This window comes from Mycoplasmopsis glycophila (genome assembly GCF_900660605.1).
In the GTDB taxonomy this organism is placed as follows: Bacteria; Bacillota_I; Bacilli_A; order Mycoplasmatales; family Metamycoplasmataceae; genus Mycoplasmopsis; species Mycoplasmopsis glycophila.
In genome coordinates this window covers 632,989-648,648 of sequence record NZ_LR215024.1, presented here as the reverse complement: position 1 = coordinate 648,648, position 15,660 = coordinate 632,989, and the positions used below count along the sequence as shown (strand labels likewise).

Here is a 15,660-nt window from a genome sequence, read left to right as displayed (position 1 = left end):
TCCTTTTTTTCATCAAATAATAATCGAACTATGTGGTATAATATAGGTGCTTCAAAAAACAATTAAAAAAGAATTAAATTACAGAAAGGAGTTGCGAGAGCAACTCTTTACTATTTAAATACGACAAGTAGGAGTTAAAAAATGGATTATAAAAATTTGTTAAAGGAACAATTTCCTAATGACATTATTCTAGAAGCTAAATTAATAAACTCTAATGATCCTATTTTAGAAGTTGTTTTAAACACAAGAGATTTATCTGTAGTTGAAGAGTATTCAAGAAAAATTTTTACATTTTTAGAAACTCAAACCTGATATAAAGATAATTATTCATTGGAAGTATTATCTCGTGGTGATGATCTCAATTTAGACAAAAATGATCTTGGTAATAATCTAGGACAAATGGTTAAAATCACAACCCACAAAAGTTTTGAAGGATTAAATATTTTTATTGCTGAATTGCTTTCAGAATCAGATGACAAAATTTTAGTAAAATGAAACAAAAAAGGGCAATTTAGAAAAATTGAATTTAACAAAGATAATATTATAAAAATAGAAAGTTACATTAAATTTTAATTTAAAGGAGAAAATAAAGATGGCAAAAAAAGTCATTTCAGAAAAATTATTAACTTATGAAACTTCAATCTACGAAATGATTGATGGATATGCTAAAAATAATAAGTTGTCTTTCGAAACTGTTTTAGAACTTTTCAATGAACAAACTTCTAAAGCAATCAATAAAGATATTGATGCTGAAGCGGATATTATTTTTATTCCAAACCATGAAACTAAACGTGTTTCTATTTTCAATAAAAACGTTGAAGTAGTAGCAAATGATTTTGAGTTCGAAGATAAAGATGAAGAAAAACATACAGACGTACAAAGAATTACTTTCATTACAATTGACGATGCAAAACAACAAACAGGAGAAGATCACCAAGAAGGTGATGTAATTTCTGCTTGATTAGATTTCGAAATTTTAGGCGAAAAAACAAAAACAGCAATTAGACATGGTTTTATCCAATCTTTAAAATTATTAGAAAAACAAAGAATTTTTGATCTTTACTCACAAAAAATTGGAGAAAAGCTTAAAGCACAAGTCTTATCAAAAACAAGAAAAGGTGCTTATAACTTAAAGTTTGAAGATTCTGTTTCTGCTTTTTTACCTGCAAGTAAAGCTAATGAAAAATTAGATTTATCACCAGGAAAATTCATCGACGTTTATTTAGAAAGTGTTAATATCGATAGCAAATTAAGTATTTGTGAAGTTAGTTTAGATTCACCAAAAGAAGTGGAAGATGCTTTAAAAACTGAAATTCCAGAAATAGCAAACCAAGATGTTTTAATTCACAAAATTCAAAGAATTCCAGGTCTTAAAACAAAAGTTGCTGTTAAACCAAATCCTGAACGTAGCATAGATTTTGATATTGTGGGTTCTATTTTTGGAGAAGGTGCAAAAAGAATTTTAGCTGTTGCTAATAAATTAAATGGTGAAAAAATCGACATTATTAGATATAGTGATGACATTTTAGAATACATTAAAAATTCATTAAGTCCAGCTAGAGTTATTGATGTGGTAGCTAACAATAAAAAATATTACGCAATTGTTAAAGATGAAGATGTTATGACAGCAATTGGTAAAAAAGGTATTAACATCGAACTTGCTGCTAAATTAACTGGTGAAAAAATTGAAGTTTTAACAGCAGAACAAGCAAAAGCAAAAGGAATTCAATTTAACGAAAGACAAGATCTTGAAAGACTTTTAGTTCGTTCAAAAGCGAATAAACACTCAAAAACTAACACTTACTTTAAGTCAATTGATATTGATTTAACAGACTTTAAAGAAGATTTAGCAAAAATTATGAACCAAGAAGCTGAAATAGCTGAAGTTGAAAAATTAGAAAAACAAAAAACCCAAAAAAGAGTTGCTCCAAAAACAATTAACGCAACTGAAATTGATAACTTATTTGATAAAGAGAACTTACTTATTGAATTAGAAGATGAAAATGACTATGATTTTGTTGAAGAAATCAATGATATTTTCGATGAAGATTTTTCACTTGAAGAACAAGAATCTAAAGCTGATGATGCAAATGCAAAAGATGAAGATAAAAGCAAAAAGATTGCAAAAGGATATCAAAAATCAAAAATTGAACTCACAGACTTTAAAGTTGATAGTGATCTAGCTAACTATGGATTAGATACTAATATTGATTTAGGTGAATTTGAAGATGACTGAGAAGATTAATGCTAATTTTTCGAGAAAATGCATAGTTACAAATGAAATTTTAGACATTAGCAAATTAGTTAGATTTGACTATGATAAAAAGAATCAAATTATTTCTTTAGACTTAAAAAGAGAAAAAAAAGGACGTGGTGCTTATATTCATTTAACTCCTGAAAATTGAGAAAAAGCAATGCGAAATAAAGCTTTAAATCGTACTTTTAGAACTAATGTTTCAAAAGAAGTTTATGAAGAAATCAATAAACAAATAATGGAGGTGCTTTATGAGCAAAAAACTAAATAGAATTAGTAATGTGGATGATATTAAACAACAACTATCTACAACAAAAACAGAATTAAAAGATGGTGTGTTTATTTTCACAGGAAAAATGTCAGTTGGGGAATTTGCGCAAAAGGCAAACCTTAACCCTAATGATATTATCAAGAAGTTCTTTATGGCAGGAAAGTTATACAACTTAAACCATGTTTTAGATGAAGAAGAAATTGCTGAACTTTGTGTTGAAAATGGTTTTGATTTTCAAAAAGAAACAAATATTGATGCACGTAACTTTTTAGATGAAGTTAACTTTAAGGATAAAGAAGAAGATTTAGTAAGAAGAACTCCTGTTATTACAGTTATGGGTCACGTTGACCATGGTAAAACTACATTAATTGACAAAATTCGTAATTCAAATATTGTAGCTACAGAAAGTAGTGGTATTACACAACATACTGGTGCTTATCAAATTAAACATAAAGATTTTAGAATTACCTTCTTAGATACTCCTGGTCATGAAGCCTTTACAAAAATGCGTGCTAGAGGTGCTAAAGTTACAGATATTGTTATTTTAGTTGTTGCAGCTGATGATGGAGTTATGCCTCAAACTAAAGAAGCTATTTCTCATGCACAAGCTGCTGGTGTTCCTATTATTGTTTTTGTTAACAAAATGGATAAACCAAATAAAGATTTAGATCGTCTTAAAGGTGAACTTGCAGAAGCGAATGTAGTTATCGAAGAATATGGTGGAGATACACAAATTGTTTACGGTTCAGCTCTTAAAGGTGAAGGGCTTGAAGAATTATTTGAACAAATTAAATTGCTATCAGAATTACTTGGTTTAAAAGCTAACCCAAAACGTTATCCAATTGGTACTGTTATTGAATCTAGAGTTGACAAAGGTGTTGGTGTTGTTTCAACAGTTATTGTTGAAAACGGAACTCTTTATAAAGGAGATTTCATTGTTGCTGGAAGCAAGTTCGGAAGAATTAGAATGCTTAAAGATGCTCAAGGCAATGAAATGGAATTTGTAAAACCAGGATGACCAGCAATTATTTCTGGTCTTAACTATACACCATCTGCAGGTGATAAATTTGTTGGAATTAATGATGAAAAATTTGCTAAAAAGTTAGCAACTGAAAAATACTCTCAAGACAAAATGCAAAATTTAAATGATATTCAGCAATCAGCTACTAACCAAGAAGGTAAAAAAGCAATTAATATTATTATTAAAAGTGACGTGGCAGGAACAGCTGAAGCTATCAAAGGACAAATTGATGGTTTAGAAAATGATGAAGCTTACATTAAAGTTATTAATGCATCAGCAGGTAATGTAACTGATTCAGACTTACTTTTAGCAAAAGCTTCAAATGCATCAATTTTTGCTTTTAACTTAAAAATTAATTCAGGAACAAAACAAAATGCAGCTAATGAAAATGTTTCATTAGTTTCACATAGTGTTATTTATAAAATTTTAGAAGATTGTCAAAAATTAATCGACGGTGAAAGAGCACCAATTTACGAAGAGCAAAAAATTGGTGAAGCACATATTATTAAAGTTTTCTTCTATTCAAAAGTTGGAAAAATTGCTGGATGTATGATGGACACTGGTGCGGTTAGAGAAAAAGCTAAAGTTAAAGTTTACCGTAGAGGAAAAATGATTCACGAAGGAAGAATTGATTCTTTAAAACGTGAATTAAATGATGCTAAAGAAGTTGTTAAGGGTAAAGACTTCGGAACTCATATCAAAGACTTTAACGACATTGAAGAAGATGATGTATTAGAATTTTACGAAGATGTTAGAATTAATTAATTTTTATTAAAAGAAGGTTTTTATGAATATTAAAGATTTAATTAGAGATGTCCCTAATTTCCCTAAAGAAGGAATTTTATTTAAGGATATTTCTCCACTTTTAGCAAATGGTGAAGCTCTTAATTATACAATCAAAGAAATCGCAAAGCATTGTGAAGATGCTGATATTATTGTTGGGCCAGATGCTCGTGGGTTTCTTTTCGGAACTCCTGCTGCCGCTTTTTTAAAGAAACCCTTTATTATGGTTCGTAAACCACATAAATTACCAGGTAAAGTAATTTCATTAAATTATGATTTAGAATACGGATCAAATACACTCGAAATTCAAGAAGGATTTGTTCAAAAAGGACAAAAAGCAGTTATTGTTGATGATGTACTTGCAACAGGTGGAACAACACAAGCTATTATTCGTCTTTTACAATCTCAAGGAGTTATTGTTACTAAAGTAATTGTGCTTCTTGAGTTAGTTGAACTTAAAGGACGTAATTTATTTGATTCTAAAATTGAAACAGTGTCTTTAATTAAAGTTTAATAAAAAAAGTGCTAAAAAGCACCTTTTTTATTTATTTTTTTAACTTTTTGAATTAAAATTATATCTATGAACACACAAGCAAATAAAAAAGCTTTCAACCAAAAAAGCTTCATTTTTTTCACAATCAACTTTATTGTAGGATTTGGTTTTGTTAGCACGATCCTAACTATAACTAACTTAAAAGCTCTTGGACTTGTTACTATTTTACTAACATCTTTTATTACATTAGGAATTGTGCTTGTCTTTTCAAAATTAGCATCAATTTATAGCGAGGAATATGGTGGTTCATATTATTATGCTAAAAAAATAGGTGATTCTAAATCTAGTAAATTATTTGCTTTTTGAGCTGGTTGAAGTCAATTTATGCAAGGTCCGATTTTATCTGCTGCAGGGCCACTCTTTTTAGCTACTGCAATTTCGGTTATTACAGATAATCAAACTGTAATTTCAATAGTTAGAGCTATTTCGTTTCTGTTTTATATTTTACTGATGTTTATTTCAACATTAGGTTTAAGATTAAGTACGAAGATTATTTGAATTTCTGCAATTATCAAATGAAGTACAATCTTTTTAGCACTTATTCTTTCGCTTTATTTAGCTTTTAAAAATCCAAGTTATAATACAAATTTTACAGGTGACATAGGTAAGCCAAAAAGTGAATATGCTTATTTAATAGCTAGTTCAGTTATTTCTTTCATGTACGCTTTTGGCGGCTTTGAAAGCATTGCAGCAATGACAAAAGATGTTGAGACGACAAAAATTAAAAAGATCCTCTTTCTTGCGTTTGGATTTATTGTAGGTTTCTATCTTCTTTTTTACCTAGTAATTTTAGGTGTTGATTCAAAACTTTTAAATCAACAATTTAGTAATATTTTCTTAAAAACTTGATCAATTACAGGTCTTGTTATCTTTGTGGTTGGAACTATTTTTAATCAAATTTCATCAAAGATTTCAACTGTTTTAGTGAATTCAAGACAACTTATTCCACTTGCTGAAGATGGATATTTACCAAAGTTTTTACTCAAAACCAATTCAAGAGGCGAATATCGTAATGCAATTTACTTTTCGCTAGGTCTTACTATTTTTTCTCTAATTGTGTTTTGAGCTTTACCCGAGTTTTTACACCTTAAAAACTTCTTTTTATCTGTAATTGAGATTGGAACGGTTTCGTTTTTAGTTCAATACATTCTAACTTTTTTAACGGCGATTATTTTAAAACGCAAAAAGAAAATTTTATTTATACCTTGATATGAACAAATTATTTATTATTTAGTGATGTTTCTTTTAGTTTTACTTGTTGTGATTTATCTTTTCCCAATTTTTGTTGGACATGCATGAACAATTGAAAACACTATTGTTTTAACTTCGTATTTAATCTCATTAATTATTGGTCTCATTCTTTTTGTTGCTGCTCGATTTCACAAATAGGCAATAATTTAAAAGCAAATAAGTTATAATTATTTTGCTTATGGTCAATTACCCAAGAGGCTGAAGGGACCGCTCTCGAAAAGCGGCAGGGGAGGCAACTCCCGCGAGGGTTCAAATCCCTCATTGACCGCCATATGTTATATAAATTAGTTTCTAAACAAGTGCAATTCTTGTTATATAACAAAAACCTTCATATCACCAAAAATGTATGTTTTAAATGACTGTTAAAACAACTCTTTTGGTGATTTTGTTTTTTCTTTTTTTAATTTACTATATTACTAATTTTTTTGGTATATATAGGTATAATAATATAAAATATTATTATTTTTGAGTTTATTTTGCTAATTTAAAGGAGTCCAAATGTTAAAAATCATTCAGCATGCGTTAATTGATATCAAATTAACAACTATGCGTGATAAAAATTCAGATCACCTTGTTTTTAGAAATAACTTAAACGAAATTGCTTCGTTGATGGTTTATGAAATTTTAAGAAATTATGAAACTAAATCAAAGAAAATTACAACCCCACTAGGCGAAGAATTTGTTGGTTCAACTTTTGACAAAGAAATTGTTTTAGTTCCAATTCTTCGTGCTGGTTTAGGTATGGTGGAAGGAATTTTAAATTTAGTGCCACAAGCAAGAGTTGGTCATATCGGAATGTATCGAAATGAAGAAACTTTACAACCTGTTCCTTATTTTTACAAAATGCCAGATGTTCCTAAAGATTCTTTAATAATTGTGCTAGACCCAATGCTGGCCACAGGTAATTCAGCTGCTGATGCTATTCGCACATTACAAAAAGATGGATTTACTAACATTCAACTTGTTTGTCTTGTTGGTGTTGAAAACGGAATTTCAAAAATTGAAAATGAATTTGGTAAAGATTTCAAAATTTATTTAGCATCAAAAGATCAAATGCTAAATGATGTAGGTTATATCGAACCAGGTCTTGGAGATGCGGGAGACCGTATCTTTGGAACAAAATAAAATGCCACATAATCAAAAAAGACCTGTTATTTTAAGTATTTCACTAACAGCTTTTCTTTTGGCAATTGCGATAATTTTAGAGTTTATTGGAAAAACAATCACAATATTTTCTTTTTTAAGCATCAATATATCTTTGTTTGTTGCTTTTGTTTGTTTTTTTGTTTTGTCTTTTAAATATTTAAATATTTTTTTGCTAGCCAAACTTTTAGTTCTAACTTTTACAATTAGCTGGAGCGGGTTTCTTATTAACTTTTTAGGAGTGTTAATCTCTACTTTGGCGCAATTTTTTATAATTTATTTTTATTATCTGTTTTACCTTTTCTTTCAGAAAATTTTAAAGAGACTAAAAATATTTCAAAAACTATGCAGTTATTATTCATTAACATTTATTTTTAATTATTTTTGTGCAATGATTTGCGCTACTTTAATTATGGTGTTTTTAAATACATTTGTTTTTAACACCCTTTACTTTTATGCGGCTAATGTGATAACTAAACCATCACTACATGAAATTCTAAAAAACTATCAAGCTTCCTTCTCTGTTTTCTTTTTCGGTATTAAAAACTATTATTTAGGCTCTTTTGTTCTTTATTTAACTTTTAATTTGATGAACTACGCAATTAATGGTGCGCTCGTTGAATTTATTTTAATATTAGAAAAACAAACTCAATTTTTAACAAAATACATTTCTGTTTATACAAATAATAAATATTAAATTTGTAAATTTACTAACAATTAATTTTTAACAACAATAAAAGGATTTTTTATGTCAAACTATAACTTTAAAGAAATTGATCAAAAATGACAAAAATATTGAGAAGAAAATAATTCTTTTGAACCAAAAGAAGATTTTACTTTACCTAAAAAATATATTTTAAGTATGTTCCCGTATCCAAGTGGTAAATTACACATGGGACACGTGCGTAATTATTCAATTGGTGACGCAATTGCTAGATATTATCGTAGAAAAGGATTTAATGTTTTACATCCTTTTGGTTGAGATGCTTTTGGATTACCAGCAGAAAATGCAGCTATCAAAAATCAAATTCATCCAAGAACATGAACTTATGAGAACATTGCATCAATGGATCAAGAAATTAAAAATCTTGGAATTTCATATGCATGAGATTATGAATGCATTACAAGTGATGAAAATTACACTAAATGAGAACAATTTATTTTCATTAAATTATGAGAACAAGGTTTAATTTACAAAAAGAAATCACAATTAAATTGGTGTGAATTTGATAATACTGTTTTAGCTAATGAACAAGTTATTAATAACACATGCTGAAGATGTGATAACCCTGTAACCATTAAAGAAATGGATACATATTATCTTAAAATCACTAAATATGCAGATGAACTTTTAGATGATTTAAAAACACTTGAAAACCACTGACCAAATCAAGTTTTAACAATGCAAGAAAACTGAATTGGACGTTCAGAAGAATACAAACTAGAGCTTAATTTAACCGATCAAAACGGCAAATTGATCGAGCAAATAATTGCTTATGAAAAAGATTTAGCAAACCTAGTTAATTCACAATATCTAGCAATTTCAAATAAACATTCTTTAGTTGAATTGCTTAAAAAACAAAATTATTTTAGTGAATCAGATTTAATGTTGCTAGATGATATTAACAAACACTTTAATAACAAAGACTTTTCACATAAAATTTGTGTTAAAACTCCATACTTTGTAAGTGATCCAATTACTCAAAAACAACTTTCTGTAATTGTTACGGACTTTGCTTCTAACAACCCAAATAAAGAAGTTGTTGTAGTTACTTCTAACAACTCAACACACGTTGCTTTCATGGAAGCAAATCAACTTGCTTTTTCTGAAGCACAAGAACAAGAAGCTACCGATTTAGCAAATTTAAAGATTAATCTTACTAAAGAAATTAAATACAACTTAAGAGATTGAGGTATTTCACGTCAAAGATATTGAGGAACACCAATTCCACTTGTTCATTGTGATGAGTGTGGTACTTTACCTGTTAAAATTGCTCATTTACCAGTTACTTTACCTTTTAATGTGCAATTTACTGGTCAAGGAAATCCGCTTCAAACAAATCCAGAATGAATTAAAACAAAATGTCCAAAATGTAATAAAGATGCAACAAGAGAAACTGACACATTAGATACTTTCTTTGAATCTTCATGATATTTCTTAAGATTCACTACACCTAGTTACCTTCGTGACGAAATGATTTTCGAAGAAAAACATTTAGACTACTGAAATAGTGTTGATGAGTATATTGGTGGAATTGAACATGCAATTTTACACTTGCTTTATGCAAGATTTTTCACAAAAGCATTAGCTGATCTTAATCTTGTAAAATTTAGAGAACCTTTTAAAAATTTAATTACACAAGGAATGGTGCTCAAAGACGGAGCTAAAATGTCTAAATCAAAAGGTAATACCGTTGAACCTGGCGAAATGATTGCAAAATTTGGAGCAGATACAACCAGACTATTTATTCTTTTTGCTGCACCTCCACAAAAAGAACTTGAGTGAAATGATGCTGGTGTTAATGGTTGCTTTAAATTTATTAACCGTTTATTTGAAAAATCTGAATTAATTGATGCGGCTTTAGATTTTAAAAATATTAAAAACGATGAACTTTCAGCAGATGAAAAATTAGCTCGTTTTAAATTACATACAGGACTTATTAAGCAAAAAGAAATTTTCGAAAATCGCGAAAACAACTATTCATTTAATACATTAATTTCTTGAACAATGGAAACTCTAAATGCCTATGATAAAATAGAAAAACCAATTTTAATTACAGAAATGTTTTATATTTTAATGAATATTTTAGAGCCATTCATTCCTCACTTTGCGTGAGAACTTTCATCAAAATATTTTGATCTTAAAAACTTAACAGATTTTGCAATTGATCAAAATGCACTTATTCAAGATGAAATAACTTATCCAATTTCAGTTAATGGTAAATTTAGAATTGAAATTAAAGTTTCAAAGAAATTACCAAAAGATGAAGTTTTAGCACAAGCAAAAGTTGCAGCACAAAAATGAATCGATGGTAAACAAATTGTTAAAGAAATTTTTGTACCTGAAAAAATCATTAATTTAGTAGTAAAAGACTAACCAAAGGAGAAAAATGTCTACAAAAGATAATAAAAATATTGGTTTTAACACATTAGATAAATATGTTATTCCTTTTAAAGATATCAGAGCTTTTTTTACAGGCGGATATGCGAGTGTTGCTATTTCTGAAAAGAAATACATTAAGTTTCTTAAAGATTATGTTTCAACATTAAGTTTTACAGAAAACACAAGATTTGCCTTAATGCACAAAAATGCAAAAACTAAATGAGAATTATTAGTTGATTATCCTGTATATTATGTTAAACCTGTTGCTTTTGAAAAAGTTGGAGATCACTACGCTTTAACTTTTAAAGTTCTTAGTACCGGATTTTTAATTGATGTATTTTCAAAAGAAACTTACAAAAATACAGAAGAAGACGAAAGAGAAAAAAGGTTTATTGACTGACAACTTAAAGACAATAATATTATTCCAAGTCGGATTAATGTTTTTAATGTTGCTGAAAATAATTCTCTTGAAAATCGAGCTGATATTATCTCATTCATGGAAATTTTCAAACAGGCCATCGGAGCTGTTGAAAGAGATCTTGTTGCTAATAGTGAAGATATGTTAATTTTTGAAAGATATCTTAATTCAGATCTTTCAATTACTTTCAAAGAATTAGAAAGTTTGATTCATAGATTTCAACCAGCAATTCCTGGTGAGAATAAAGAAATTCTTTATAATCACACTTTAATGTGCACGATCTTAAATATGCTTAAACAGCCACTTTACGAGCTTTTATTGCAAGGTGAAGAATACTATGTTCCTAGTCCAATTTTATTTGAAAAGTTATCAGCTGAATTACTTAACTTTATTACTTCAATAATGGAAACTGAAACTCAAATTAAAGATGAAATTTCGAAAAAAATGAACGAACAACAAAAAGAGTTTATTTTAAGAGAAAAGATTAAAACCATTCAAAACTCACTTGAAAAAATGAATGTTCCAGTGAAAGAGGATGATTACGCTAAACAAATTAAAAATAAAACTCTTGTAAATATTTATCCTGATTCAATTCGTCAATTAATTAAGGATGAAAGTAAACGTATTTCTGAAATGATGCAAAGCTCGCCAGAAGCTACTTTAGCTAAAAATTATATTGACATTCTTAAGAAATTACCTTGAAGAATTGTCGAATCTGAAGAAGTAAGCATTCAAAAAGTTAAAGAAACACTTGATGAAAACCACTACGGACTTGATAAAGTAAAAGAAAGAATTTTTGAATATTTAGCAGTTATTATCAACCAAAAAAATAATGCTAAAAAAGATGAAGATGATAATTTAATTCCACTTGATGAAGATAAATTCATCGACATGAATTTATTTAAAGAAAACGATCGAGCACGAGCTAAAAAATTTAATAATGTCCCAATTTTAACTCTTGTAGGTCCTCCTGGAACTGGAAAAACATCGCTATCAAAATCAATTGCTGAAGCATTAGGACGTAGCTTTGTTAAAGTTTCGCTTGGTGGAGTTCATGATGAAAGTGAAATTCGTGGTCACAGAAGAACTTATGTTGGTGCTATGCCTGGAAAAATTATTAAAGGTATTATGCAAGCCAAAGTTTCAAACCCAATTATTTTATTAGATGAAATTGATAAAATGAAGTCAGATATGAAAGGTGACCCAGCAAGTGCTATGCTTGAAGTTTTAGATCCAGAGCAAAATAGCCACTTCCAAGATCATTACCTTGAACATGAATACGACTTATCAAAAGCAATTTTCATTGCAACAGCTAACTATTATGAAGCTATTCCTGAAGCACTTTTAGACCGTGTTGAAGTTATTGAGCTTTCTTCATACACTTTAAGTGAAAAATTAAATATTGCTAGAGAACACTTGATTCCTAAAGTTATCGAGCAAACAGGGTTAGCTAAATCATTTTTCAAAATTGATGACGAAACTTTAAAATATATTATTCACCATTACACTAAAGAAGCTGGTGTGCGTGGTCTTAAACGTCTTTTAGATAAAATAGCTAGAAAAATAGTTGTTAAAAAACTTGAAAACAAAAATATGAAAAGTTTTACAATCAAAAAAGAAGAAATTACAGATCTACTTGGTGTAATTTTATTTAAAGAAGAAGAAAAAGAAGATATTCAAATTCCAGGAATTGTGAACGGACTTGCATATACTTCATATGGTGGTTCATCACTACAAATTGAAGTTAATGCTTTCCCAGGTAAACCTGAAATTAAATTAACAGGTTCACTTAAAGAAGTTATGCAAGAGTCTGCGCAAATAGCTCTTTCATATGTTCGTTCAAATGCTGAAAAATTTGGTATTCAAGATTTTGATTTTGAAGAAAACACAATTCATATTCACGTACCAGAAGGTGCTGTGCCAAAAGATGGACCAAGTGCTGGTGTTACATTTACAACGGCTTTAATTTCTGCTTTAAGTAAAAAAGTTGTGCCAAGTAACATTGGTATGACTGGTGAAATTACACTCCGTGGAAAAGTTCTTGAAATTGGTGGATTGAAAGAAAAATCTTTTGCAGCTAGCCAAAAAGGATTAAAATACATTTTTATTCCGGCTGCTAATGTTAAAAATCTTCAAGATATTCCTAATGAGATCAAATCTGAATTAAACTATATTCCTGTTGTTGAATATACAGAGATTTATGATTTTATTTTTAAAGGCAAGCAGCCAAAGGAAATAATTTCTTTTAAAGAAGAAAATAAATAGTTTTGAAGGGCAAACATTTTACACAAAAAAGCTTTACTCTTTTTACAATTAATTATGTAATTGGGGTTGGTTTTTTAACTACAATTGCATCCTTTTTAAACTTTAATTATTGAGGATATTTAGTTATCCTTATTGCTGCATTAGTTATTTTCGGAATTTCATTAGTTTTTTCAAGGCTATCAAATAGTTTTAAAGAACACTATGGTGGGTCATATACTTTTGCCAAGCACATTGACGAACACTACCATGAAGAACACAAACATAAAACAAAGGTCAAAAATAAATTAATTTCTTATTTTTCTTTCTTTGTGGGATGAAATCAATTTATTCAAACACCTATTCTATCATCCATTTCTCCGCTCTTTTTAGCTTCAACAATTATTCATTTTTTACCAAGTGATCTTGCTTATTACAATGTTTGAGTATGAGTAATTAGAACACTAGCGCTTTCGTTTTTCATCTTATTAATCTTCATTTCAACGATTGGATTAAAAAGCAGTAAAAAATTTATTTATTATGCTAGTTTTGTGAAGTGATTTATTTTGTTTATTGGTTTAGAAGTTTTAATTATTACAGTAATTGTTAATAATCAATATCAAATTAATTTCGATAATTTTCAGTTACAAGAAGCAAAAAAACTAACTCCTCATTTAATTTTTGCAAATGCTTTATTATTCGTTTATGCATTTGCGGGAACAGAAGATGTATCGGCGATGGTTAAAGATGTTAAATTTAAAAATTTTAGAAAAATTTTAATTATCTCATTTGCTTCTGTTTTATCATTCTATTTTCTTATTTATACATTACTTTTAGGTTTTGACTTAATTCAAAGTAAAAAAGGATTAGTTGGTGTTTATAGTGTTTTTGGAATTTTTGGAATCATTTTGTTTATTATTGGATATTTATCTAATGATGTTAGTTCAAAAATCACAATTAGCGTTGCTACTGCCCGTAAGATTGTGCCACTTTCAGAAGATGGCCACTTATTTTATTTTCTAACAAAGAAAAACAAAAAAGGTGAATTTCAAAATGCAATTTGATTCACAACAATTATTACTTTAGTTTCAATGGTTGTTTTTTGACTTCTTAGTATTTTTCTTACAAAAAATAACAATGAATCAAGAGATAATTTCTTCGAAACTGCTATTTTAGGTAGTGGAATAGCGCTACTTGTTGAAGATTTATGTACTTTTATTACAGCGTTTATTTTAGATCGTAAAAAATTGATTCCTAAAATCCCGCTCTGAGAAAAAATCTATTATGTTTTTGATATTTGTTTAATTGTTTTCTTACTAATTAGTTATTTTGTGCCACAAATTTACGGATTACCGTTTCAAACTAATTCTTTAGTAGTTATTGGAGTTTATTTCTCATTTATTTTGCTTGGTATTTTATTCAAGTTATTTTCGGTTTTTTACAAACAGAAAAAGAGCAAACAGAATAAACAAATTATCAGTTAAAGCACAAAAAGACACAGCAATTAAGCTGTGTCTATTTTTTCTCTAACTAGCGACTTTTGATAAAGGTAGCTTTGAGACTTTTATCTAAAAAGTCACTTAAACTAACAAAAATAATTGGTAGAAGAATCATAATTGTAAGACCTTGGGCTATCATTAATAAAATGTGATGGTTTTGAATTTTTGTCACAATTACCAAAACTAAAGTTGCTAATAAAATTATATTTGTAATTGGAACTAAAATAATTTTAGCTTTATTATTAGATTTAAATAATTCTGCATTTCGTTCTGAATTTTTTGAAAATAAATAAATAAAACTTGTTAGCATATATAAACCAGAAAGTACATAAAATAATATTAAAATAATTTCTCTATTATTTGCGCCAGCTGTTTTTTTATGAAATAAAGCACTTGTTTGACTAAGTGTTAAAAAAGTCACAAAAATAACTAAAGCAGCAATAAATCATGTTAAAAAAGCGCTTGCTTGAAAAACTTTTTTTTGTTTTTTGCATCTTCCTCCTCCTTTTAAGTGTTATCTTTTATATTTTAAAAGATTTCTTTTTAATTAAAAAGAAATGCTCTTTTAATTCACGAGATGAAATTCTTTGGTTTTGAAATCAAATTCAAATTGGATCAGTTTTGAGATTCCGAAGGTAAACTATAAACTCGTTATCTTCAAATAACTTATAATTAGGATCAATTAAACTTGAATGCAAAGAGTTAAATATAACATTTCCTTTGTATTCTTTCTTTATTAATGAAAAGGAAATTTCATCTGCTAAAAATCAATACTTTTCAAAAATTTCTTTTCCACCAATAATGCAAAGGGTTTCCTTACTATTTTGAAATTTTTCGAACATTGCAACAAGATCTTTTTCGTCTTTTAAGTAAAAATCAATCAGCAAGTCATATTCTTTATTGTTCGTGGCAAAAGAATAAATTTGACGGTTTTCTTTTTGGAAAGTTTTAGGTAACGATAACAAAGTCTTACTTCCCATGAATAAACTGGCATCTTTTGTGTAGTTTTTAAAATAGTTAAGCTCATTTTTAATTTTTCAAGGTAGACTTTGATCTAAACCAATTACGCCGCTCTTTGTTGCTGCGAAAATCATTTTAATCATATTTTAATGATATAGAAAAA

Annotated in this window: 12 protein-coding genes, 1 tRNA gene and 1 pseudogene; 12 read left to right on the top strand and 2 right to left on the bottom strand. The window is 28.3% G+C overall.

The window, feature by feature from the left end:
- Positions 1–141 precede the first annotated feature (141 nt).
- The 12 genes and pseudogenes from EXC46_RS02510 to EXC46_RS02455 all read left to right on the top strand — a co-directional run bounded on the left by EXC46_RS02510 (position 142) and on the right by EXC46_RS02455 (position 14,522).
- The gene (locus EXC46_RS02510) at positions 142–573 is read left to right on the top strand and encodes a ribosome assembly cofactor RimP (protein WP_027333735.1); all 432 of its coding nucleotides are present in this window, start codon (positions 142–144) and stop codon (positions 571–573) included.
- Between the two features lie 19 nt (positions 574–592).
- Positions 593–2,245 carry a NusA N-terminal domain-containing protein gene (locus EXC46_RS02505; RefSeq protein ID WP_027333736.1) on the top strand — a complete coding sequence of 551 codons (1,653 nt, stop codon included), beginning with the start codon at positions 593–595 and terminating at the stop codon, positions 2,243–2,245.
- Positions 2,229–2,525 (top strand): YlxR family protein, encoded by a 297-nt coding sequence (locus tag EXC46_RS02500; protein ID WP_027333737.1) that lies wholly within the window; start codon positions 2,229–2,231, stop codon positions 2,523–2,525. The genes EXC46_RS02505 and EXC46_RS02500 overlap by 17 nt, the downstream gene beginning before the upstream one ends.
- Positions 2,506–4,311: a translation initiation factor IF-2 gene (infB, locus tag EXC46_RS02495; RefSeq protein ID WP_027333738.1), complete on the top strand. Its 1,806-nt coding sequence runs from the start codon at positions 2,506–2,508 to the stop codon at positions 4,309–4,311. The genes EXC46_RS02500 and infB overlap by 20 nt, the downstream gene beginning before the upstream one ends.
- Positions 4,312–4,333: 22 nt before the next feature.
- Positions 4,334–4,843, top strand: coding sequence for an adenine phosphoribosyltransferase (locus tag EXC46_RS02490; protein WP_027333739.1), 510 nt, complete (start codon positions 4,334–4,336; stop codon positions 4,841–4,843).
- Between the two features lie 66 nt (positions 4,844–4,909).
- Complete coding sequence (locus EXC46_RS02485) at positions 4,910–6,271, top strand: APC family permease (protein WP_044888917.1); 1,362 nt, start codon at positions 4,910–4,912, stop codon at positions 6,269–6,271.
- A 42-nt stretch (positions 6,272–6,313) separates the two neighbouring features.
- A tRNA-Ser gene (locus EXC46_RS02480) sits at positions 6,314–6,404 on the top strand.
- Positions 6,405–6,631: 227 nt separating this feature from the next.
- Positions 6,632–7,258, top strand: a complete 627-nt coding sequence (gene upp / locus EXC46_RS02475) for a uracil phosphoribosyltransferase (RefSeq protein WP_027333741.1) — start codon at positions 6,632–6,634, stop codon at positions 7,256–7,258.
- A complete protein-coding gene (locus EXC46_RS02470) occupies positions 7,245–7,973 on the top strand; it encodes an MPN527 family putative ECF transporter permease subunit (RefSeq protein ID WP_027333742.1) in 729 nt (242 codons plus the stop codon). Before upp ends, EXC46_RS02470 begins: the two co-directional genes overlap by 14 nt.
- 51 nt (positions 7,974–8,024) lie before the next feature.
- Entirely contained in the window at positions 8,025–10,373 is a 2,349-nt protein-coding gene (locus EXC46_RS02465; RefSeq protein WP_027333743.1) for a class I tRNA ligase family protein, read from the top strand.
- Between the two features lie 808 nt (positions 10,374–11,181).
- A pseudogene (gene lon / locus EXC46_RS02460) lies at positions 11,182–13,062 on the top strand (endopeptidase La); the annotation flags it as partial.
- Between the two features lie 2 nt (positions 13,063–13,064).
- Complete coding sequence (locus EXC46_RS02455) at positions 13,065–14,522, top strand: amino acid permease (protein WP_044888919.1); 1,458 nt, start codon at positions 13,065–13,067, stop codon at positions 14,520–14,522.
- Positions 14,523–14,568: 46 nt separating this feature from the next.
- Here EXC46_RS02455 and EXC46_RS02450 read toward each other — a convergent pair whose 3' ends face one another.
- Positions 14,569–14,958: a hypothetical protein gene (locus tag EXC46_RS02450; RefSeq protein ID WP_027333746.1), complete on the bottom strand. Its 390-nt coding sequence runs from the start codon at positions 14,956–14,958 to the stop codon at positions 14,569–14,571.
- A gap of 100 nt (positions 14,959–15,058) precedes the next feature.
- Positions 15,059–15,640: a dihydrofolate reductase gene (locus EXC46_RS02445; protein WP_052353020.1), complete on the bottom strand. Its 582-nt coding sequence runs from the start codon at positions 15,638–15,640 to the stop codon at positions 15,059–15,061.
- Between the last annotated feature and the right edge of the window lie 20 nt (positions 15,641–15,660).